Annotated in this window: 16 protein-coding genes and 1 pseudogene; 9 read left to right on the top strand and 8 right to left on the bottom strand. The window is 60.6% G+C overall.

Features of this window, described 5'->3' with window-relative positions:
- Window positions 1-525, top strand: a pseudogene (locus tag AB5Z09_RS16790) (IS3 family transposase); the annotation flags it as partial.
- A gap of 57 nt (window positions 526-582) precedes the next feature.
- Here the strand turns inward: AB5Z09_RS16790 and moeB are convergent.
- Both moeB and moeA read right to left on the bottom strand, forming a co-directional pair.
- The gene (moeB, locus tag AB5Z09_RS16795) at window positions 583-1,338 is read right to left on the bottom strand and encodes a molybdopterin-synthase adenylyltransferase MoeB (RefSeq protein WP_368195778.1); all 756 of its coding nucleotides are present in this window, start codon (window positions 1,336-1,338) and stop codon (window positions 583-585) included.
- Window positions 1,335-2,561 (bottom strand): molybdopterin molybdotransferase MoeA, encoded by a 1,227-nt coding sequence (gene moeA / locus AB5Z09_RS16800; RefSeq protein ID WP_368195779.1) that lies wholly within the window; start codon window positions 2,559-2,561, stop codon window positions 1,335-1,337. Before moeA ends, moeB begins: the two co-directional genes overlap by 4 nt.
- A gap of 309 nt (window positions 2,562-2,870) precedes the next feature.
- On the opposite strand from moeA, the gene folE reads away from it, so the two are divergent.
- Both folE and AB5Z09_RS16810 read left to right on the top strand, forming a co-directional pair.
- Window positions 2,871-3,527 (top strand): GTP cyclohydrolase I FolE, encoded by a 657-nt coding sequence (gene folE / locus AB5Z09_RS16805; RefSeq protein ID WP_139473435.1) that lies wholly within the window; start codon window positions 2,871-2,873, stop codon window positions 3,525-3,527.
- A 411-nt stretch (window positions 3,528-3,938) separates the two neighbouring features.
- The gene (locus AB5Z09_RS16810) at window positions 3,939-5,594 is read left to right on the top strand and encodes a methyl-accepting chemotaxis protein (protein ID WP_368195780.1); all 1,656 of its coding nucleotides are present in this window, start codon (window positions 3,939-3,941) and stop codon (window positions 5,592-5,594) included.
- A 72-nt stretch (window positions 5,595-5,666) separates the two neighbouring features.
- Here AB5Z09_RS16810 and AB5Z09_RS16815 read toward each other — a convergent pair whose 3' ends face one another.
- Complete coding sequence (locus AB5Z09_RS16815) at window positions 5,667-7,397, bottom strand: formate--tetrahydrofolate ligase (protein WP_368195781.1); 1,731 nt, start codon at window positions 7,395-7,397, stop codon at window positions 5,667-5,669.
- A 67-nt stretch (window positions 7,398-7,464) separates the two neighbouring features.
- Here AB5Z09_RS16815 and AB5Z09_RS16820 point away from each other — a divergent pair, with 67 nt between their 5' ends.
- Window positions 7,465-7,881: a hypothetical protein gene (locus AB5Z09_RS16820; protein ID WP_159157274.1), complete on the top strand. Its 417-nt coding sequence runs from the start codon at window positions 7,465-7,467 to the stop codon at window positions 7,879-7,881.
- Window positions 7,882-7,939: 58 nt separating this feature from the next.
- On the opposite strand, the gene AB5Z09_RS16825 is transcribed toward AB5Z09_RS16820, so the two are convergent.
- Window positions 7,940-8,839 carry a LysR family transcriptional regulator gene (locus AB5Z09_RS16825; protein WP_368195782.1) on the bottom strand — a complete coding sequence of 300 codons (900 nt, stop codon included), beginning with the start codon at window positions 8,837-8,839 and terminating at the stop codon, window positions 7,940-7,942.
- A 109-nt stretch (window positions 8,840-8,948) separates the two neighbouring features.
- Between AB5Z09_RS16825 and AB5Z09_RS16830 the strand changes: the two genes are divergently transcribed.
- The 4 genes from AB5Z09_RS16830 (at window position 8,949) to AB5Z09_RS16845 (ending at window position 11,938) form a co-directional block, all read left to right on the top strand.
- On the top strand, window positions 8,949-9,509 hold the full coding sequence (locus tag AB5Z09_RS16830; RefSeq protein ID WP_368195783.1) for a YceI family protein: 561 nt from the start codon (window positions 8,949-8,951) through the stop codon (window positions 9,507-9,509).
- A complete protein-coding gene (locus AB5Z09_RS16835) occupies window positions 9,509-10,246 on the top strand; it encodes a hypothetical protein (RefSeq protein WP_368195784.1) in 738 nt (245 codons plus the stop codon). The genes AB5Z09_RS16830 and AB5Z09_RS16835 overlap by 1 nt, the downstream gene beginning before the upstream one ends.
- A gap of 182 nt (window positions 10,247-10,428) precedes the next feature.
- Window positions 10,429-11,553, top strand: a complete 1,125-nt coding sequence (locus AB5Z09_RS16840; protein ID WP_107685101.1) for an adenosylhomocysteinase — start codon at window positions 10,429-10,431, stop codon at window positions 11,551-11,553.
- 76 nt (window positions 11,554-11,629) lie between these two features.
- Entirely contained in the window at window positions 11,630-11,938 is a 309-nt protein-coding gene (locus AB5Z09_RS16845) for a SelT/SelW/SelH family protein (RefSeq protein ID WP_043821170.1), read from the top strand.
- A 114-nt stretch (window positions 11,939-12,052) separates the two neighbouring features.
- Here the strand turns inward: AB5Z09_RS16845 and AB5Z09_RS16850 are convergent, their stop codons facing one another.
- A complete protein-coding gene (locus tag AB5Z09_RS16850) occupies window positions 12,053-13,762 on the bottom strand; it encodes a lysophospholipid acyltransferase family protein (protein WP_150997257.1) in 1,710 nt (569 codons plus the stop codon).
- A 211-nt stretch (window positions 13,763-13,973) separates the two neighbouring features.
- Complete coding sequence (gene pepT / locus AB5Z09_RS16855; protein ID WP_368195785.1) at window positions 13,974-15,197, bottom strand: peptidase T; 1,224 nt, start codon at window positions 15,195-15,197, stop codon at window positions 13,974-13,976.
- Window positions 15,198-16,211: 1,014 nt separating this feature from the next.
- Between pepT and speA the strand changes: the two genes are divergently transcribed.
- Complete coding sequence (speA, locus tag AB5Z09_RS16860; RefSeq protein ID WP_204478349.1) at window positions 16,212-18,113, top strand: biosynthetic arginine decarboxylase; 1,902 nt, start codon at window positions 16,212-16,214, stop codon at window positions 18,111-18,113.
- 84 nt (window positions 18,114-18,197) lie between these two features.
- Here the strand turns inward: speA and AB5Z09_RS16865 are convergent, their stop codons facing one another.
- Window positions 18,198-18,722: a hypothetical protein gene (locus AB5Z09_RS16865; RefSeq protein WP_368195786.1), complete on the bottom strand. Its 525-nt coding sequence runs from the start codon at window positions 18,720-18,722 to the stop codon at window positions 18,198-18,200.
- The gene (locus tag AB5Z09_RS16870; RefSeq protein WP_368195787.1) at window positions 18,719-20,716 is read right to left on the bottom strand and encodes an alkyl/aryl-sulfatase; all 1,998 of its coding nucleotides are present in this window, start codon (window positions 20,714-20,716) and stop codon (window positions 18,719-18,721) included. The genes AB5Z09_RS16865 and AB5Z09_RS16870 overlap by 4 nt, the downstream gene beginning before the upstream one ends.
- Window positions 20,717-20,790: the final 74 nt, after the last annotated feature.

Here is a 20,790-nt window from a genome sequence, read left to right on the forward strand (position 1 = left end):
CGTCATCCCAACTTGCTCAAGGCGGGGCCAGAGCAGGTCACGCCGGTGGCCCCGGAGCAGGTCTGGGTCGCAGATATCACCTATCTGCCAGCCAGCAGCGGGCCGCTGTACCTGAGCCTGGTGACAGATGCGTACTCACGCAAGATAGTGGGCCATCACGTGCACGAAGGAATGCATGCCGAGTCGGTGGCGATGGCGTTCAAGAAAGCACTGAAGCAACGACGTGGCAGCGGGGAGCTAATCCATCACTCGGACCGCGGCGTGCAGTATTGCTCGGGGCTGTATCAGTAATTACATGAGCGGTACGGGGTGAAATGCTCGATGACGGATGGGTATGACTGTTACCAGAATGCGTTGGCGGAGCGGGTGAACGGGATTTTGAAAGGGGAGTTATTGTTGCAAAGCCCGCAGGATTTGACGCAAGCGCGGGAAAGGGTGCGTGAAGCGGTGGATATTTACAACGAGGAGCGGCCGCATCATGCGTTGAAATACAGAACCCCCGATGTGGTACATAGGGGGTTCTGAGTAGAGAAATGCTAGTTGAAAATGTGTAAACCTATTTCAGGACTAGACACGTTTGCGTCAAGGGTGGGAGCAGACCGGGCAGTCGGGACGCTTGGGTAGCTTCATCTCGCGGAAGGTGCCGCTCAGGCCGTCGATCATCAGCAGGCGGCCGCTGTAGCTTTTGCCCATGCTGGCCAGGATCTTGATGGCTTCAAGTGCCTGCAGGCTGCCCACCAATCCCACCACGGGGGCGAGTACACCGGCTTCGACGCAGGTGAGTGCCTGCTCGCCAAACAGGGCGCTGAGGCAGGCGTAGCAGGGTTCATCTTCCTGCCAGGTGAAGCTGCAGAGCTGACCCTCCAGCCGGATGGCTGCGCCACTGACCAGCGGTATTCTGTGCTGGCGCGCCTTTTGGTTGAGCAGGTTGCGAATGGCCAGATTGTCGGTGCAATCGAGCACCAGCTGATGCCGGGGCAGCAAGGCATCGAGCAGCGCCTCATCGGCCACGGCAGCGTGGGTCTCGACGTTGAGCCAGGGATTGAGGGCACGCAGCGATTGCGCTGCTGAGTCCACCTTGTAGTGACCGATGCGCTCATCGTTGTGCAGCACCTGACGCTGCAGGTTGGAGAGCTCCACCTTGTCGAAATCGACCAGGGTGAGCTGGCCAACCCCGGCCACCGCCAGATACTGGCTGGCGGCGCAACCAAGGCCACCGGCGCCGATCACCAGCACACGGGCCTGCTTGAGCGCCTCCTGTCCCTCGAAGTCGAAGGATTTGAGGATGATCTGGCGGTTGTAGCGCAGCAGTTCGGCGTCGCTCAGGATCTCGCTCACAGCAGCAATCCCCCGAATGGCTCCACGGTCACCGTCTCGCCCACGGCGACGCGGCCCCGTTCCCGTTCAAGAACTATGTAGCAGTTGGCTTGCGACAGGGAGCTGAACACGGCGGAGTCCTGCGAGCCAGTGCTGCGCACCTCGAGGCCGTTTGGCCCCTGACTCAGGATGCCGCGCTGGAAGTCGAGTCGGCCTGGGCTCTTTTTGAGTGGCTCGGCCGCAATGGCTTGCAGCTGGAGCGGGCGCTCGAAGTGCTGGCCCGCCAGCTTGGCCAGCGCCGGTTGCACCAGCTGATCGAAGGTGACCATGGCGGAGACGGGGTTGCCCGGCAGGCCGAAGAACCAGGCGCGGGGCAGACGGCCGAAGGCAAACGGCTTGCCCGGCTTGATGGCCAGCTTCCAGAAGCCGATCTCGCCGAGCTCGTCCAGCAGCTGTTTGGTGAAATCGGCTTCCCCTACCGAAACGCCGCCGGTGGTGATGAGCACATCGGCCTCTTCGTCGGCGCGGATAAAGGCTGCGCGTAGCTGGGCCGGGTCGTCGGGGATGATGCCAAGGTCGAGGCAGTCGCAGCCCATACGTGCCAGCATGGCCCGTACGCCGTAACGGTTGGAGTCATAGATATCGCCGTGGGCGAGCGGGGTACCGACCGGTTTGAGCTCATCGCCGGTGCTGAAGATGGCCACTTTCAGCGGTCGGCGTACCGCGACGGTAGCCACGCCGAGGGAGGCCAGCAGTGGCATTTCGCGCGGGGTGAGGCGAGTACCGGCTGGCAGCACGCAGGCGCCCTTGCCGATATCGCTGCCGGCGCGGCGGATATTCTGGCCCGGTTCGGGTTGCATCAGAAAAGTGATCCGATCGCCATCGGCCTGCGTTTCTTCCTGCATCACCACCGCATCTGTGCCTGGGGGGACCGGAGCGCCGGTCATGATCCGCACGCAGTGGCCAGCGGGCCATTCTCCCTGATAGGGCTGACCGGCAAAGGCCTTGCCCGCCATGATGAGCGGGGTACCGCTGGCGAGATCTGCAAGGCGTACGGCATAACCGTCCATGGCAGAGTTGTCGAAGGGGGGCACGGCGAGTGGGGAGGCGATATCACAGGCCAGTACCCGGCCAAGGGCCTCTGGCAGGGGCAACTGCTCGCTGTCGCAGCAGCAGGCGAGTTGTTCCAGCATCCCTTGCAGGGCATCGCTTAAGGGGAGTAGTCCGCTGGTATCAAATCCCATCGTCATGACCTCTTTCTATGATTGAAGGCGGGATTATCACAAAAATCCCCGGGGATGGGCAGGTTATCTCAAGGGAATCTCGGGGTAATCGGCGCAAAAACGGGGGTAGATGGCCATAAAGTATGAGGTGACGCACAAGTTGACTTGAATCTTGGCGGCAATGGCCGTTTACTATGCCGCCATAACAGATGGCCGTCACAACCTGTGTGGCTACCATTACAGCGATACCGTCGGCCCTGTACGCCGCAATAACATAAGGGGTTGCTCCTTGAGCGGCCCTCACAGTCCCTGAGCGTGGGAGAGAAGATAATGACAACCTTAAGTCCGGAAGCCTTGCTGGTCAGGGCTGCCCTCGAAGCCCAGGGACTGGAAACCCCCCTGGTCATCAACGAGCTGAACAGCCAGCAGAAGCGGGAGAAGATCGAAGGCCATATGCGCTCCATCATGGAGACGCTGGGGCTGGATCTGGCCGATGACAGTCTGGCCGAGACGCCGCATCGCATCGCCAAGATGTACGTCAACGAGATCTTCTCCGGCCTCGACTATTCCACCTTCCCCAAGGTGACGGTGATCGAGAACAAGATGCAGGTGGACGAGATGATCATGGTGCGGGACATCAGCCTCACCAGCACCTGCGAACACCACTTCGTCACCATCGACGGCATGGCCCATGTGGCCTATATCCCTCGTGGCAAGGTAATTGGCCTGTCGAAGATCAACCGCATCGTGCAGTTCTTCGCCCGCCGTCCCCAGGTGCAGGAGCGGCTGACCCAGCAGATCCTGCTGGCGTTGCAGACCCTGCTCGGTACCAAGGATGTGGCCATCAGCATCAAGGCGACCCACTACTGCGTCAAGGCGCGCGGCGTGATGGACTCCACCTCCTATACCACCACAACCTCCCTCGGCGGGGTGTTCAAGACCCAGCCCGATACCCGGGCCGAATTTCTGGGCGGCCTGCGCGGATAAGATGGCGGTTGTTTTGTAACCGCCACGCTGAATAAACGAGACGCCAGCAGCCATTGCTGGCGTTTTTCATTGGTTCCGGATGAGAGTGGCGGCCTGCAACGGCTTGGTCCGTGCGGCTTGCACTATGCAAACGTTATGTATTTTTTCGATTTATTCATCTGAGCGGTATATTTAATCGAGCACGATAAATCCCTCGTTTTCACCTTACAAAAAGTAACCGGACAGACTCTTTCCGAACCATCACAATCCGGTTACTCTAGCGCCCCCTCACGGCTCTCGCTGCCGCTCATGGAATTCAGAGATATTCATCAAGGTTGGATGGTGCGCCACTGAACAGGTGGCCAGATAGTTCATGCCAGGAGGGCGTGAACCGGACGAGAGTGACTAGTTTAACGACCACCAGGATATCTCATGAATACCAGTACCATGACCATAGGTAAAAAGCTTTCGGCCGGCTTCGCTGTGCTCGGTTTGATGGTCGCCTTTATCGGCGGTTTTTCTCTTGTTCAGTTTGGCAATATGAACGCTGATGCCATCCGTTTTACCGACAGCATCCTGCCTGCGGTCAACCGTGCCAACCAGCTTGGTGATGCTATCCGTGAATTGCGCCGCAATGAACTCGCTTTCTTTTTGGTTGCAGACGAGCCGGCAAAACGGGCCGAATATCGCGTCATCATAGATGGTCAATTTAGCAAGGTTGTGCAGCAGCTTGATGGCTATGACAAAATTATCTGGCCGGAGGACGTCGTTGAGCGGCGTACGTTTGATAGCCTCAGGGGGAATTGGAGTCGCTATACAGTGCTGTTTCAGCGTGTCAGAGCATTGCAGGACAGTAACCAGATGGAAGCGGCCAGACAGGTATTCCTGAGCGAAGGGGTGCCACTTTACGGCTCTCTTACCAAGCTGGCTGATGAGCTTAACCAGATTAATCACGGTTACGCATCCGATTCACGAGGGGATATTGTCGCCTCTTACCAATCCGCCAACCTGAGCGTCACCATCGCACTGGTGCTCGGTCTGCTTCTTGTGGTGGTGCTCTCCGTGGTACTGACCCGCCAAATTCGCGACCCGCTGATCATGCTGGCCCGTCAGGCCCAGCGTATTGCCAATGGCGATCTGGGTCAGGGCGAACTGCAGCAGTGGATCCGTGACAGCCGCTTCAACCGCGATGAACTGGGTCAGCTGGGCTCCGCCATCAACCGGATGCAGGGCTCCCTCTCCGATCTGGTGAGCGAGATCGCCGGCTCCGTGAGCCAACTCAGCAGCGCAGTGGAGGAGGTGAGCGCCATCTCCAGCCAGTCTGCCAGCGGCATGGCCATCCAGCAGAACGAAGTCTCCCAGGTGGCGACCGCCATGAACGAGATGCAGTCCACCGTCAACGAAGTGGCCCGCAACACCACGGATGCCATGAGCGCCGCCAAGGATGCCTCCCGCACCTCTGCTGCTGGCAGCGAAGTGGTACGCAGCTCGATTGCCAGCATCGAAGAGGTGTCGGTCAAGATTGAACAGGCAGGCACAGTGGTGCAGCAGCTGGAGGCCGACAGCGCCAACATCAGCGTGGTGCTGGATGTGATCCGCGATATCGCCGGCCAGACCAACCTGCTGGCCCTTAACGCAGCCATCGAAGCGGCCCGTGCCGGTGAGCAGGGTCGTGGTTTTGCGGTCGTTGCGGATGAAGTGCGTTCATTGGCCCAGCGTACCCAGGACTCCACCGCCGAGATCAGCAAGATGATCGAGCTCTTGCAGAGCCGCGCCGCCGAGGCGGGCAACGCCATGCAGCTGAGTCGTCACCAGATGCAGGAGAGCGTCGGTCTGGCGCGGGATGCCGGTACCAGTATCGAGACCATCAACGGTGCCGTGGTGCGCATCACCGACATGAACACCCTGATCGCCACCGCCACCGAAGAGCAGAACGCGGTGACCGAAGAGCTCAATCGCAGCATCGTCAACATTCACAATGCCGCTGACGAGAATGCCCAGGGCGCTCATCAGATCGCCCAGGCTTGCGTCGAGCTGAGCAAGCTGGCCAACACCCTGCACCATATGACCCAGCGCTTCACCCTCTAAGGGGTGATGCATGGATAACAGAAGGCCCCGCCAATTGGCGGGGCCTTGTTGTTTCTGGCGTTGTGGAAGGGCTCAGCTCAGGCCGACTATCTCGCCGTTCTCATCGATATCGATATGGCTATAGGCAGGCAGACTGCCCAGCCCCGGCATGGTCATGATGGGGCCCGCCAGCGCATAGACGAACCCGGCACCGGCGCAGAGCTTCACCTCGTCGATGGGCACCTCGAAATCGGTCGGTACTCCCTTGAGGGCGGGGTCATGGCTGATGGAGAGCGGCGTCTTGGCCACGCAGATGGGCAAGTGATCCCACCCTTCGGCGGAGAGCTGGGCCAGCTGCTGGCGCGCTCTGTCGGAGAGCTGCACTCCGCGGCCGCCGTAGCCGCACTCCACCAGGGTCGCCAGTTTGGCGTCGAGGCTCGCCTCGTCGGGGTAGAGCAGTTTCACCTTACCGGGTTGCTCGCAGGCGGTGACCACGGCGCGGGCCAGCTCGCTGGCACCGGCACCACCCTGGGTGAAGGCGTTGGAGATGGCTGCGCCACAGGCGCCGGCTTGCTGCGCTTCATGGGCCAGCAGCGCCAGTTCGGCCTCGCTGTCGGTGGGGAAGCGGTTGATGGCGACCACCACCGGCACCCCGTAGCGGCGGGCGTTCCTGATATGCCAGGCGAGGTTGGCGCAGCCCTGCTTGAGGGTCGGCAGATCTTCCCCTTGCAAGCTGGCTGGCAGCGGCTGGCCCGGACGGATATCGAGCAGGCCGCTGTTGGCCTTGAGACCGCGCACCGTGGCCACCAGCACCACGCAGGCGGGGGTAATACCGGATTGGCGGCTCTTGATGTTGAAGAATTTCTCCAGCCCCATGTCGGAGCCAAAACCTGCCTCGGTCACCACATAGTCGGTCAGGCCAAGGGCGATGCGATCGGCGATCACCGAGGAGTTGCCGTGGGCGATGTTGGCAAAGGGGCCGGCGTGTACCAGCACCGGTGTCTGTTCGGTGGTCTGCATCAGGGTCGGTTGCAGCGCATCTTTGAGCAGCACCGTCATGGCGCCCGCTACTTCCAGCTGTTCGGCGGTGACGGGCTTGCCGTGAATATCGCGGGCCAGCTGGATGCGGCCGATGCGATCGCGCAGATCCTTGAGATCGCTTGCCAGCGCCAGAATGGCCATCAGTTCGGAGGCGGCGGTGATGACGAAGCGATCGCTGCGCTCCACACCATCGGCAGCGCCCCCCTGTCCAATCGTGAGGTGGCGCAGTGCGCGGTCATTCATGTCGAGGGTGCGTGGCCAGAGGATGTTATCGGCATCGATATCGAGCCGCGGCAGGCCGGTTTTGGCGGTGAACTGGTCGCCGAGTTTGCGCTCATGGAACAGGCGGGCATCGAGGGCAGCTGCCGCCAGATTATGGGCTGCAGTGAGGGCGTGAAAATCGCCGGTAAGGTGGAGGTTCATCTCCTCCATCGGCACCACCTGGGCATGACCGCCGCCGGCTGCCCCCCCCTTGACCCCGAATACCGGGCCGAGGCTCGGCTGGCGGATAGTGGCGATGCTGGGCTGGCCGATATGGTTGAGCCCCATGGAGAGGCCAAGGGTGGTCACCGTTTTCCCTTCACCGAGCGGGGTCGGGGTGGTGGCGCTCACCAGTACCAGCTTGCCGCTCTGTGTGGGCTGAGATTTGAGCAGGTCGAGGCTGAGCTTGCCTTTGTAGTGGCCATGAGGGCTGAGCAGGTGCTGGGGGATGGCGAGGCGTTCGGCCAGCGCGTGAATGGAGAGACGGGGGGACTGGCGGGAGATCTCGATATCGCTTAGCATCAGCACCTCGTTGGCATATCGGGGTAAAATATGCGGCGCAGTCTAGTGGAATATAACGGGTAATCCAATGACGAAAACGATTTTATTTGGTGAGGGTGAGGTTCGTCAGAATCCTGTTCGGCTGGATCTCAACGCACTCTATCATCCTCCCAAGCAGCCGATGACGGCGCTGGGGATTGTCAGCGCGCTGGTGCCGTTGTTCGGTTTCGGATGGCTGGCGATGACCCAGGACCCCGAAACCCAGCTGCGCCACGAGATCCGCAAACGGGTCAACAAGCACAAGACCGACGAGGCAAACCTCATTTTGATCCTGCAGCTGGCCGCCATGTTTGACTGCCCCGAGATTGAAGTGGCGCTCCCCTATGCCCTCAGTGAGCAGCAGTTGTCGGTGATACGCACCCGTTTGCCACGCTGGCAGTTAAGCCTCGAGCAGGAGCGTCTGCTGGCGAAGCTGGTTCCGGCCGCGGCCCCTGGCCAGCGCTAGGTTGCAAGCCGGGCCAGCAGGCCGGACATTCAGGCCGTACTCTCTGCTCTGGCAATCATCACGGCTTATCCCACTGTTGCGGGGCGAGATAGCGCTCCTGCACGAACTCGATAAAGCAGCGCACCTTGGCCGAGACGAAGCGGCGGTGCGGATAGACCGCATAAAGTCCCACATCTCCCTTGTCCCACTCTGGCAGCAGGCTGACCAGCTGCCCTGACCGCAGGGCCTCCCCCACGATAAAGGTGGGCTGCAATATGATGCCCTGATCATCACAAGCGGCGCGGGTCAGCGCCACCCCGTTGTTGGCCCGCAGCGGCCCCTGTGGCCGGATGCTCTGCTGCTCGCTTCCCCGTTTGAAGTGCCACTCCGGCTGGGTCAGGGTGTAGATCAGGCAGTCGTGCTGCTTGAGATCCTCGGGTTTTCCCGGTCTGCCCTTGCGTGCCAGATAGGCGGGGCTGGCGCAGAGTTCGACCCGAATGGTGGCCAGTTGGCGCGCCACCAGCGAGGAGTCGCTGAGGTGGCCGATCCGCAGCGCCAGATCGAACCCCTCTTCCACCAGCGCTACCCGCCGGTCGCTGTACTCGATATCGAGCTTGAGATCGGGAAAGCGCTGGCGAAACAGCGGCAGGGCGGGGGAGAGGTGCAGATAGCCAAAATCCATCGGCACCGAGAGCTTGAGGGTGCCGTTCGGCTGCTGGTTGTGGTGGGTCAGCTGGCTGTGGGTCTCTTCCAGCTCCGCCAGCAGGGCGAGGGAGCGCTGGTAGTAGAACTGGCCCGCTTCGGTGGGATTGACCTGACGGGTGGTGCGCGACAGCAGCCGGGTGGCGAGGGACTCCTCCAGCTGTTGCATCAGTTTGGAGGCCATGGCGACCGAGATGCCGAGCTGGTTGGCGGCCCTGGTAAAGCTTTGGCACTCCACCACCTTGATAAAGGTGCGCATGGCGGCGATCTGGTCCATTTTCCATCCTCAGTAAATAATGAATTTAATAAATCACTGATTATTCATCTTCAGAACGAGGTTAGCATTTTAACCACTGATGTGAACCCCAAGATGAAGGAACGAACGGATGAAAATGACCAAGGCTCTGCTGGCCTCCTGCCTGTTTATGGCTACCCCTCTGATGGCGGCGGATTACGATGTGGATGCGGCGCACACCACGGTGCAGTTCAAGGTGGGTCACCTGGGCTTCTCCGAGCTGGTGGGTCGCTTCAACACCTTCAGCGGCACCTTCAGCATGGATGACGCCAACCCGGCGGCCGCCAAGGCGAGCTTTGAAGTGGATGCCGCCAGCGTCGACTCCAATCACGAGGCCCGCGACAAGCACCTGCGCAGTCCGGACTTCCTCGATGTGAAGCAGTATCCCAAGATGACCTTCGTCAGCTCCGCTTACGAGGGCACCAAGGATAAAGGCGTACTGAAAGGGACCCTGACCTTGCACGGTGTCTCCAAGGAAGTGGCCTTCGAGCTGGTCAAGATCGGCGAGGGCAAGGATCCCTGGGGCGGCTACCGCAGCGGCTTCAACGCCTCCACCACCATCAAACGCAGTGACTTTGGCGTGAGCTACATGCTGCCCGGCATTCCGGACGACATGAACATCAACCTGTTTGTCGAAGGCGTGCGCAAGTAATGGGCGCGGAACTTCTGCTGCAAACCCTGGCGGCTCCTCTGGGAGCCGCTTTGCTATCGTGGTGCTGGCCGCGACTGGGGTATCTGTGGGGCGCGCTGGCGCTCTGGCTGGTGGGATCCTGGCTCGGCGGCCTTTATGGCATGCCGGAAAAGGCGTGGCAGTGGCTGCCGCTAACCCTGCTGGTCCCCGCCATCGCGGCTCAGGTGAACGATCAGCGCGGCTCGCTGCTGCTCTTTGCCGTGTTCAGTGCGCTGGTGTGGTGGCAGGGATTGGCCTCGGTACTGGCGAGCGAACCCGGGATCTGGCTGGCGCTACTGCCCGCCATCCTCTGGTTTGGCTGGAGCACCTTGCGCGGTGACAGCCGCGAGGGGCTCGGGTTTGCCCTCGGCTTTATCTGGCTGGCGCTGGTGATTGGCATCGATGGCAGCCTGCTGATTGCCCAGCTGGCCGGTGCGCTGGCCGCTTTCGCCGGTTTTCGCGCCCTGCTTGCCACCTTTGTTGGCATCAAGGTAGCCCCAGCCGGTCTGGCGCTGGCCCTCGCCTTCGTCCAGATGCTGGCCTGGCAATATGTGGAGGTGCCGCTGGTGGTGTTGCTGCCGGTCTGGTTGCTGCCGCTGCTGGAGTGGGCATTGCGTGACAAACCGTTGCCAGTGCGTTGGGGTGGGCTGATATTGCTCGCCGCGGCGGGAACCGGGCTCAGCCTGTGGTGGGTGTGGCCTGCTGCTTCTTTGTACTGATTTTTGCATGAAAAACAGGCAATTACAGTCATTTTTGCATACCCGCTCATACTCTTGGCAGATAATGATTGAGCCACCTATGTGTTTCAGATAAAAAGGTTTTTCATTTTATTTGGACACACACAGAACCCGGCCGCGCCGGGTTCTGTTTGCCTGCTTTGCGGCACATAAGGAGGCCACAGTTGCGCAGTCAAGGATCTGAGCATCTGTTTTTTCGCCATTTCACCGGACAGGGACGTATCGATGGTCTCTGCATTTTGCTGGTCACTCACCTGCTTCCCGATCGCCCCCGTTTTATCGAAGCGCTTTCCCGGATTGGGCGGATTGGTGCCATTTTACCCAAACCGAAATCGGTACACGGCCCGACCCTGGAGTGGGTATCCCAGCACTATCCGGTGCTGCCCCTCAACCGGCGCTGGACCAATGATCCCGACAGTATCATCCAGCAGATTGCACCGCTGGTGGCCCCCCACGAGCGGTTGTTGATCCTCGATATAGGCGGTTACTTTGCCAAAACCCAGGTGATCTTGAGTGAATACTTCGGCCCCCGTTTCCTCGGGGTGGTGGAGATGACCGAGAACGGCCATCAACGCTATGAGCAGGAGGTGCTGGCGACCCCGGTGGTGTCGGTGGCACGCAGCCCCCTCAAGCAGGCCGAGGATATCCAGATTGGTTTGAGCGTGGTCTACTCCGCGGAGTCGCTAGCGCGCAACCTCAACCGTACCTTCAACGTCTGCGAAGCCGTGCTGTTTGGCTATGGCAAGGTGGGGCGCAGCATCGCCCGCGACCTGCGCTGTCGCAACCTCCATCTCGGGCTGGTGGAGACCGATGTGCTGCGACAGGTCGAAGCGCTCTCTCACGGTTTTCGCCTGATCACCAAGGCCGAGGCGTTGAGCCGTGCCGAGCTGGTGATCTGCTCTACCGGCAACGGCTCGCTGGACTTGGCGGATCTGCAGGCGCTGCGCCCCGGCACCATGGTGGCTTCGGTCACCTCGGCTGACGACGAGTTCGCCTTCTCGCTGGCCCAGTTGCCGTGGCCGAGCGAAGAGGTGTGCCCCCATGTGCTGGCCCTCAACCGGCCGGATGGTACCCAGATCTACCTGCTCAACCGGGGCGAGGCGGTCAACTTCGTCCATGGCGCCGTGATTGGTGAATATGTCTATCTGGTGCTGGCGGAGATCATGGAAGGGATCCGGATGCTGGCGGCAGGCCCTCTTGCACCCGGCCTGTTCGAGCTGCCAGAATCGGCGATGCGTACCATTGCCCGCCATTGGCTGGCCGATTTTCATGGGGTTGATCAGCACTGATTTGACCAAACCGGGATCGGCCATTGGGCGGCAGTACGCCACTTCCCGCCATTGTCGCTTTTTTATGGAGTCACTCATGACCGAGTCTGAAACCCTGATCAGCAAACCCCGCATCGAAATCCGCTACTGCACCCTCTGTCGCTGGATGCTGCGCGCCGCCTGGCTGGCGCAGGAGCTGCTATCCACCTTCGACAGCGATCTGGGGGAGGTTGCGCTGGTGCCGGCCAGCAAGGGGGAGTTCCGCATTCTGGTGAGCGGGGTGCAGGTGTGGGATCGGGTGGTCGATGACGGCTTCCCCGAGGCCAAGGAGATCAAGCAGCGGGTGCGTGATGTCATTGCCCCTGAGCGGGATCTTGGCCACTCGGATCGCAAGGCGGCCGAGTAACGCCAGATGGGCCGAGCGCCTCGAAAAGGTACTGAGCATGAGAGCGAAAGGAGAGGGAGGCGATGGCCTCTCTCTCCTTTTTTGCCTTTGGCTGTTTGCCTGGCTCCAGCAGGGTTATAAGCGCGGCTCGGCCAGATGGCTGCCAATATAGCGGGCACGCTTGTGGGACTTGATGCGGCTCACATCGACCCACACCAGCCCGTCGATGCAGTGGTTGAAGTCGGGGTCGATGCCAAAATCCATAAACTGGACGCCGCCCTGCTCGCACAGCTCGGAATACTGCTTGTAGAGGGTAGGGATGGCGCAGCCCAAATTGTCGAGGCGGGCCTTGAGAGCTTTGAGATCGGCGCCGTAATCCACCCCTTCGAACAGCGGCTGCGTCTCGGGGTAGGGACGGCGGGAGGGTGCCAGCGCCAGCTCGGGGGCAAAGTGCTGGCGGTAGAAGCTCACCAGCAGATCCTTGGCCGCCGGCGGCAGGCTGCCGGAGAGCGACACCGGGCCAAACAGGTAGCGGTAGCGGGGATAGCGGGCCAGATAGGCACCGATGCCGAACCAGAGATAATCGAGCCCCCGCTTGCCCCAGTAGGCGGGCTGGATAAAGCTGCGGCCAAGTTCGATGGCCTGTTCCAGCCGGGGCAGCAGCTTATCCTCAAAGCCGAACAGGGTGTGGCTGTAGAGGCCATCCTTCCCCTTGCTGGCCAGCAGCTCCGCCACCGGGGCAAAGCGGTAGGCGCCGATAATGTCGAGTCGGGCCGGATCCCAGAGGATCAGGTGGTGATAGTCGTTGTCAAAGCCATCGAGATCCCGCCGCTTGCCAGACCCTTCCCCCACAGCGCGAAAGGCGATCTCCCGCAGTCGCCCCAGCTCGCGCAGGATCACCGAGTGACTCAATTCGTGGCGGCGGTAGAGGTAGATCCCCTGACCATCCGGGGTGGTGCCGAGCTGCTCGCAGCTTTCGATGGCCTGTTTGAGTTGGCGGCGATCCTCCGGCAGGGCGATGGGGGCCTCGGTCTGCAGCCGTCCCGCCTTGCCACGGCCAATCCGGTAGAGGTGGTTGCGCACCAGCCGCGCCGCCGTCTTGGCGGGCAGCTCATGAAAACTGCCGAGTGGAATGCGCGCTCCTATGGTCACCGGCAGGGTCTGCCCCTGCTGGCGAAACAGCTGACGCACCAGCAACAGGGCGGAGGCGGGCTTGTTGAGCCAGGAGGCGAGATAGAACCAGAGGCTGTTGCGCCCCCCCAGATGGATGGGTACCAGCGGGGTGCGGGTGCGCTGGGCCAGCTTGATAAAGCCTGCCTGCCAGGGGCCATCTTTCACCCCCTTGAGGCCAAGCCGCGAGACTTCACCTGCGGGGAAGATCACCAGCGCCCCTTCATGGGCGAGGTGTTCGTTCATGGCGAGGATGGCCTGTCGATCGGTCTTGCCCTCCATATTGTCCACCGGCAATAGCAAAGGGCGCAGCGGCGCGAGCTGGGCCAGCAGCTGGTTGGCGACGATCTTCACATCGGGGCGGATGCGACCGAGCAGTTGCAGCAGCGCCAGTCCGTCCAGCGAGCCGATGGGGTGGTTGGCGACAAGAATGACCCGGCCGCTGGCGGGAATATGCTCCAGCTGCGCCTCGCTGACCCGATAGTCGAAATCGAGCTGGGTCAGCGCCTGCTCGACAAAGTCGAGGCCGCGCAGGTGCGGGTAGCGGGTGGCAAAGTCGGCAAAGGCACGTTCGTTGAGCAGCCAGCCCAACAGCCGCTTTAACAGCGGGGTGAGCAGGGGGTAGCCAAGCAGGCGGGGGAAGTGCTGGGTCAGCAGGGTATCGATAGTGAACATCTGGGGGGCTCCGACGATCCGTTGCTCCCAGCATGATGTGACACTGTTCCCGCGACATGTCAGCGGGATGACAGTTTGATGGCAGCGGCAGCCAGTAGCTCCTGAGAGACTCTCCCCGGTTTCCCTTTCCTGATGGGTGATGGCCAGATAGCAAGGGGGGAGCCGGTTAACCGGCTCCCCCCTTGATGGTCGTGGTAATGACAGCTACCGATTAACCGCGCCAGGCTGCAGTGAGGCGCACCAGCTCCACCAGGGTGGCGACTGATTTCTCCATGGATTGCAGCGGGATGAACTCGTGCTTGCCGTGGAAGTTGTGGCCACCGGTGAAGAGATTGGGGCAGGGCAGGCCCATAAAGGAGAGGCGGGCACCATCGGTACCGCCGCGAATGGGCTTGATTTTCGGCACCACGTCGGCGGCCTCCATGGCGGCCTTGGCCAGCTCGACGATATGCATGTGCGGCTCAATCTGGCTGCGCATGTTGCGATAGCTGTCGGTCAGGGTCAGCTCGATGCGGGCCTTCGGATACTCGGCCTGCAGGGCGGCCGCCCGGCTCTGCATCTCGGCCTTGCGCGCGGCGAAGTGCTCGTCGTCGAAGTCACGGATGATGTAGTGGAGGGTGCTCTCCTCCACTGTGCCGCTCATCTGGGCCAGATGGAAGAAGCCCTCATACCCTTCGGTGCACTCCGGGGTCTGCTCGGCAGGCATGGCGGCGTGGAAGCGGGCGGCCAGGGTCTGGCTGTTGATCATGCTGCCCTTAGCGGTGCCGGGGTGGACGTTATTGCCGATAAAACGCACCGTAGCGCTGGCGGCGTTGAAATTTTCATACTCCAGCTCGCCCAGCTCACCACCATCGACGGTGTAGGCCCACTTGGCGGGGAATCGGTCGAGCGGGAACAGGTTGGCGCCGCGGCCAATCTCTTCATCCGGAGTAAAGCCGACCCAAATATCGCCGCGGGGGATCTCGGGGTGGGTCTGCAGGTGGTCGATGGTGGTGAGGATCTCGGCGATGCCCGCCTTGTCGTCGGCACCAAGCAAGGTAGTGCCGTCGGTGGTGATGAGATCCTGACCCAGGTAGTTTTTCAGGAAGCGGTAGTCACGAATGGCGAGCACCTCGTCACCCTTGCCAAGGCAGATGTCGCCGCCCTGATAGTTTTCGATGATTTGCGGTACTACGTGCTCCGCCTCGTAGTCGGCGGTGTCCATGTGGGCAATCAGGCCGATAGCGGGGGCGTCCGGCTGGTTGCCCGGCAGGCAGCCGGTGAGGTAGCCGTGTTCATCCAGGGTGACCCGGGTTAGCCCCAGCGCCTTCATCTCTTCTTGCAGGGCACGGGCAAAGATCAGCTGGCCTTCGCTGCTGGGGCAGGCTGGATTGGTCTCATCGGAGCGGGTATGAAAAGTTACGTAACGCAGAAAACGCTCAAGCAGGGTATCCATTAGTCAGCCTCTAACCGATTGTGAGCGGTCATTGTGGCCAATCCGTGCGGGGTACTCATTGCGTCAGCGCAGGTTTTTCCCATTTTTTGACGCAAGGGAAGAGCGGCGAATGTGCGGCGCGCGGGGCAACGTCCGGGAGGGAGATCGCATAAATGTGGCATTTATTGCGATATTTAGGCGCTGGCGGTGGCAGCCAAATTCCCCTCAGCGACCGCACAGCAAGGCGTCAGCCCAATCATGGCGTTTTCACACACTTTTCAAGGGGAAACCGGGCTGTCGCATAACCTGCGCCATCCCAGAGCCCGCCTGCCCGCCAGCAAGATTTGATCGACTTATTAAAAGGGGATTTTGAACACTATTTTTTATTGTCACTGCCCGCGGTAAGTGTGTACACTCCGCGCCGATCCAAGGGCAACCCTGAAGCAGGCAGAGCCGCCAGAAACCCGACCGATCATACGCCTATAGGGCGAGGCACGCAGAAACGACAGACACTGCTGGGGAATGGTTTCTTTAATACCGGTTAGGCTCCGGTATCAGGGAGAACAACAGACTCTCATCCTTCATTTGACCGAGTGGGCCACCGGCTCATCATCTTCCCTTGTCATGGGCGGTCACTGACGGTGAGGTGGGCTGTGGTTGTTGTCGTCTATCAACACGCATGCGTGCTGGCGCCTTCGCTTCTCTTCCTTGGAACCCTCTCCTTCTGTCGGGATCGCTGCCGAATGATGAACTGACGGCGTGGCTGATGTCGTCTGTCATCAAAGTACCGCGGCGCTACGGCATAGTGGCACCGCATACCGTTGAGCTTGATGTAAAGCCACCAGCCCCACATCAAGACTCGTTACTTCCCCAAGATCCACCAGGCAGCCTCTGGCTTGCCGCGATGTGCAAAAGGTTGGTTTGGGTGGCTGCGTCTCGTGATGGCAGCGCTCGCCGTACTCTGCACTAGATGGTCTGGATGTGATTGAGGGTAACGAAGGCGACTTTGGGTCGCTCATTTGCGAGGCATAGCCCATGACTAACTGGTCCAGCAAGGACTCCTTGAAGGTCTACAACGTTCCCTACTGGGGTGCGGGTTTTTTCAATATCAATGACGCCGGTCATGTGACCGTCGCCCCCGACAAATCACGCCCTGACGCGCATATCGTGCTCTCTGACGCCATCGAACAGTTGCGTCAGTCCGGGCTGACCACCCCCGTGTTGCTGCGCTTCCCTGACATTCTCAAGAGTCGGGTCGATGCGCTGTTCAACGCCTTTGGTCAGGCCATCGAAAAGTCTGGCTATGAAGGGGACTACCTCTGCGTTTATCCGATCAAGGTAAACCAGCAGCGTCGTGTCATCGAGACCATCAGCCAGTCCTACAGCGACAAGCCCCGGCTTGGCCTGGAAGCTGGTTCCAAACCGGAACTGCTGGCCGTGCTGTCCCATCACCATGAGCAAGGCTCGGTGATCGTCTGCAACGGTTACAAAGACCGCGAATATATCCGCCACGCCCTCTTGGGCAACCTGATGGGCCACAAGGTCTACATCGTGGTGGAGAAGCCCTCCGAACTGGAAATGGTGCTGGACGAGTCAGCTCGTCTCAACATCAAGCCCAACATCGGGGTGCGTGCCAAGCTCGCTTCCACCGGCTCCGGCATGTGGGAATCGAGCGGTGGCTCCATGTCCAAATTTGGTCTCTCCGCCTCCCAGATCCTGGCGCTGATCGAGCGTCTGCGCGGGCTGGGCAAGCTGGATTGCCTGCAACTGCTGCACTTCCATCTGGGCTCCCAGATCGCCAATATCCGCGACATTCAGGGCGGCATCCGCGAGTGCGGCCGTTTCTACGCTGAACTGCGTCGCCTCGGTGCCAACATCGAAGTCGTGGACGTCGGTGGCGGCCTGGGTGTGGACTACGAGGGAACCCGTTCCCAGAGCCACTGCTCCGCCAACTACAGCCTCTCCGAGTACGCCAACAACGTGGTATGGGGCATCGGCGATGTCTGCCGCGAGTTCGATCTGCCGCACCCGACCATCATCAGCGAGTCTGGCCGTGCCCTGACCGCCCACCACGCCGTGCTGGTCACCAATATCATTGGTGCCGAAGGGGTGGAGATGAACGACATCAGCGCGCCGGACGAAGATGCACCGACCATTCTGCAGAACATGTGGAAAGGCTGGCTGGATCTGCGCAGCGAAGATCCCTCCCTGCTGGAGATCTTCCACGACTCGGTGGCAGATCTGGGTGACGTGAATACCCAGTACACCATGGGCCTCTTGAACCTTGAACAGCGTGCCTGGGCCGAGATGCTGCACCAGAACACCTGTCTGGCGCTCAAAGAGATGCTCAACCCGGTCAACCGCAACCACCGTGCGCTGGCTGACGAACTGAGTGAAAAGCTGGCGGACAAGTGCTTTGCCAACTTCTCCCTGTTCCAGTCTCTGCCGGATGCCTGGGGTATCGGTCAGGTATTCCCGGTGATGCCGCTGGCGGGTCTCGATCGTCCGCTTAGCCGTCGCGGTATCCTGATGGATATCACCTGTGACTCCGACGGTCAGGTCGAGCACTATGTCGACGGTCTGGGGGTCGAGAGCACCCTGCCAATGCCGGTCTACGGCGAGAACGAAGAGTGCCACGTCGGCTTCTTCCTGGTCGGTGCCTATCAGGAGATCCTCGGCGATCTGCACAACCTGTTCGGTGACACCCACTGCGCGGAAGTGTGGCTCGATGACGAAGGCAAGATGGACATTCGCAACGTGGTGCGCGGCGACACCGTCGACCAGCTGCTGCGTTACGTCAACATCGACCCGTCCGTGATCCGCGAAAACTACCAGCGGATCGCCGCTCACCCGGCGCTGGACGATGCCACTCGCAAAGCCCTGCTCGACGAGCTGGAGCTGGGCCTGCAAGGCTACGCCTATCTGGAAGACGAATAAGCGCCCGCGCTTGACGTTCGCCGTGAAGGCATAAAAAAGGGAGGCATTTGCCTCCCTTTGTCCTATCTGTTTCTCCTGTGGTGGTCAGGTCTGCGAGCTCAGCGCCTTGTGCAGATCCCGCTGCAGCTGCAGATTGTCGTCTCTTTGCAGCTCCACAATACCCAATTGCAGTCCCTGCTCGATGGTGAGCGACCCATTCAACATGGCGTTGATGGCGGCTTCACTCAGCACCATCACCCGGTCTTTTGGGTTTGGGCCGTTGGTGTGCAGCTGGAGCAGTAGGGACTCCTTGCCTCGTACTCTGGACCAGAGTCCTGAGTCGATAAGCAGGATGGAGATCCCGCCGCCTACCCCTGCCTGCTGGAGTCGACTTTTGAGGGTTTGGAGCCATGCCTGGCTACGGGAGAAGCCGGCTTCGCCTGTCAGGGCTGCCAAGGGGGGCAACTGCTCACGGCTTACCGCAGTCGCCGTCGCCATGGCAATATTGACCGTGCCGGGCCAGCTCTGTTCGAACGGATTGGGATAAAGGGCATCATAACCACAGCTCTGTCCTATCCCGGGGATGAGGCAGAGGAGGACCATGCATGCGCGCAAGGTGCGTTGCATCATGGCGTCACTATGTTGAACCAGAAGTTGAACTTGTCGAGCAGGCTGATGAAGTCACTGAACGTCTGCTGATCACCCTCGATCTTGATCTCGCCGTTGGCGATCTTCTGCTCCATGGTGCCCTGACCGAGCTGGATATCATCCAGCGTCTTCTTGCTCAGGGTAATGGTCACATCAGGCTTGGCGGCATAGCGGGTTGTGTGGTTGAGCACCGAGTTCTCCAGACTCAGGGTATGTTTCTCCCCGATGTCGGTGAACGCCATGTTGATGACCATCTTCTTGCCCGCCGCTTTCTCGGGATTAATGCGCACCGAGAGATAGTCAAACAGCATGCTGGGGCTCATGGCCCGGATGGTGTCCGGCGAGGCGGTGACTGTTCCGCCAATATTAGGAACGCCATTGCGCAGCTCATAGGCGCCTTGCAGATAGACGGAGCGCCACGGGCCGGATTCAGCCTGATAGCCCAGCTGCTCCAGTGCATCTGCCAGCAGCAGCTTGCCCTCTGTGTTGTTCGGGTTGGCAAACACCAGATGTTTGAGCACTTCTGCTACCCAGCGATATTCCCCCTTGTCGAACGAGGCCTTGGCTTTTTTCAGTACCTCCTGCTCGCCCCCCATGAACTCGATATATTTGGGGCCGACCATTTCTGGGGGCAGGTTGTCGAGATCGGAGGGGTTGCCGGAGTACCAGCCCATATAGCGCTGATAGATGGCTCGGCTGTTGTGGCGCAGGGTGCCGTAATAACCGCGGTTCGGCCAGAAGTCGTTGAGCTCGGGGGGGAGGGTGATCTGCTCGGAGATCTCCTCGCCGGTATAACCCATGTTCATCAGGCGCACCGACTGGTCGTGGATGTATTTGTAGAGGTCCCGCTGCTTTTTGAAGTAGTCGACGATATTGGCATTGCCCCAGCGTGGCCAGTGGTGGCTCTGGAACTTGACCTCGGCCTGATCTCCCCAGGTTTCGATGGTCTCGTTGAGAAAGCTGGCCCACTTCAGCGCATCGCGCACCTGGGCGCCGCGCAGGGTGAGGATGTTGTGCATGGTGTTGGTGGTGTTTTCGGCCATCCACAATGCTTTGCTGTCCGGGAACCAGGTGTTCATCTCGGCCGGGGCTTCGGTGCCCGGGGTCATCTGGAAGACCATCTTGACGCCATCGACCGTCAGTGTCTCACCGGTTTTGGTGATAAAGCGGGTTGGCAGCAGCAGCGAGGGCACGCCGGTGGAAGTGGTTTGCCCCAGACCGCCATTGACGCCCCCCTGCGGGTTACGCGGCAGCAGGGCGCCGTACATGTAGACGGCGCGGCGGGCCATGGCATTGCCGGCGATGACGTTCTCCGACACCGCGTGTTCGGTAAATCCTTCCGGCGCGATGATCTCGACGCCGTTCTTTTTCACCTCGTCCAGTGAGTTGAACAGACCGGCGGCACCGCCGTAGTGATCCACGTGGGAGTGGCTGTAGACCACCGCGGTGACCGGGCGCTCCCCTTGGGTCTTGTTGATGAAGGCCAGCGCCGCCTTGGCGGTTTGCGGGGAGATCAGCGGATCGAACACCACCCAGCCCTTGTTGCCTTCGATAAAGGTGATGTTGGAGAGATCAAAGCCGCGAATTTGGTAAATCTTGTCGGTGACCTTGAACAAGCCGTACTGCATGTTGAGCTGGGCGTTGCGCCACAGGCTGGGGTTGACGCTGTCCGGCGCGGCCTTGTCGAGGCCGATGTAGGTCTTGTACTGCTCCAGATCCCACACCACGTTGCCCTTGTCATCCTTGATGGTCAGGGTCTCCGGTTTGGCGATAAAGCCACGCTGGGCATCCTCGAAATCCTGTTTGTCATTGAAGGGCAGGGTATTGAGCACCTGCTGGTTTGCCTTGATGGTAAATTCGCTGGCAGGCTTGGGGTCGATGGCGGCCTTGGCCGACTGCACAAGAGCAGGCTGCACAAGCAGTGCGCCACAGAGCAAGAGCGAGAAAATCGTGGGGGTGGGAAGCCTCGGTTTCATCGGTATGACTCCAGATGGTGGTGTGGGTCGACAGGGCGAAGTGTAGTCAGGCTCAAGTCAGGGAAGAGAAGAAA

Source organism: Aeromonas sp. R2-2 (assembly GCF_040908355.1).
GTDB classification, from domain to species: domain Bacteria; phylum Pseudomonadota; class Gammaproteobacteria; order Enterobacterales; family Aeromonadaceae; genus Aeromonas; species Aeromonas veronii.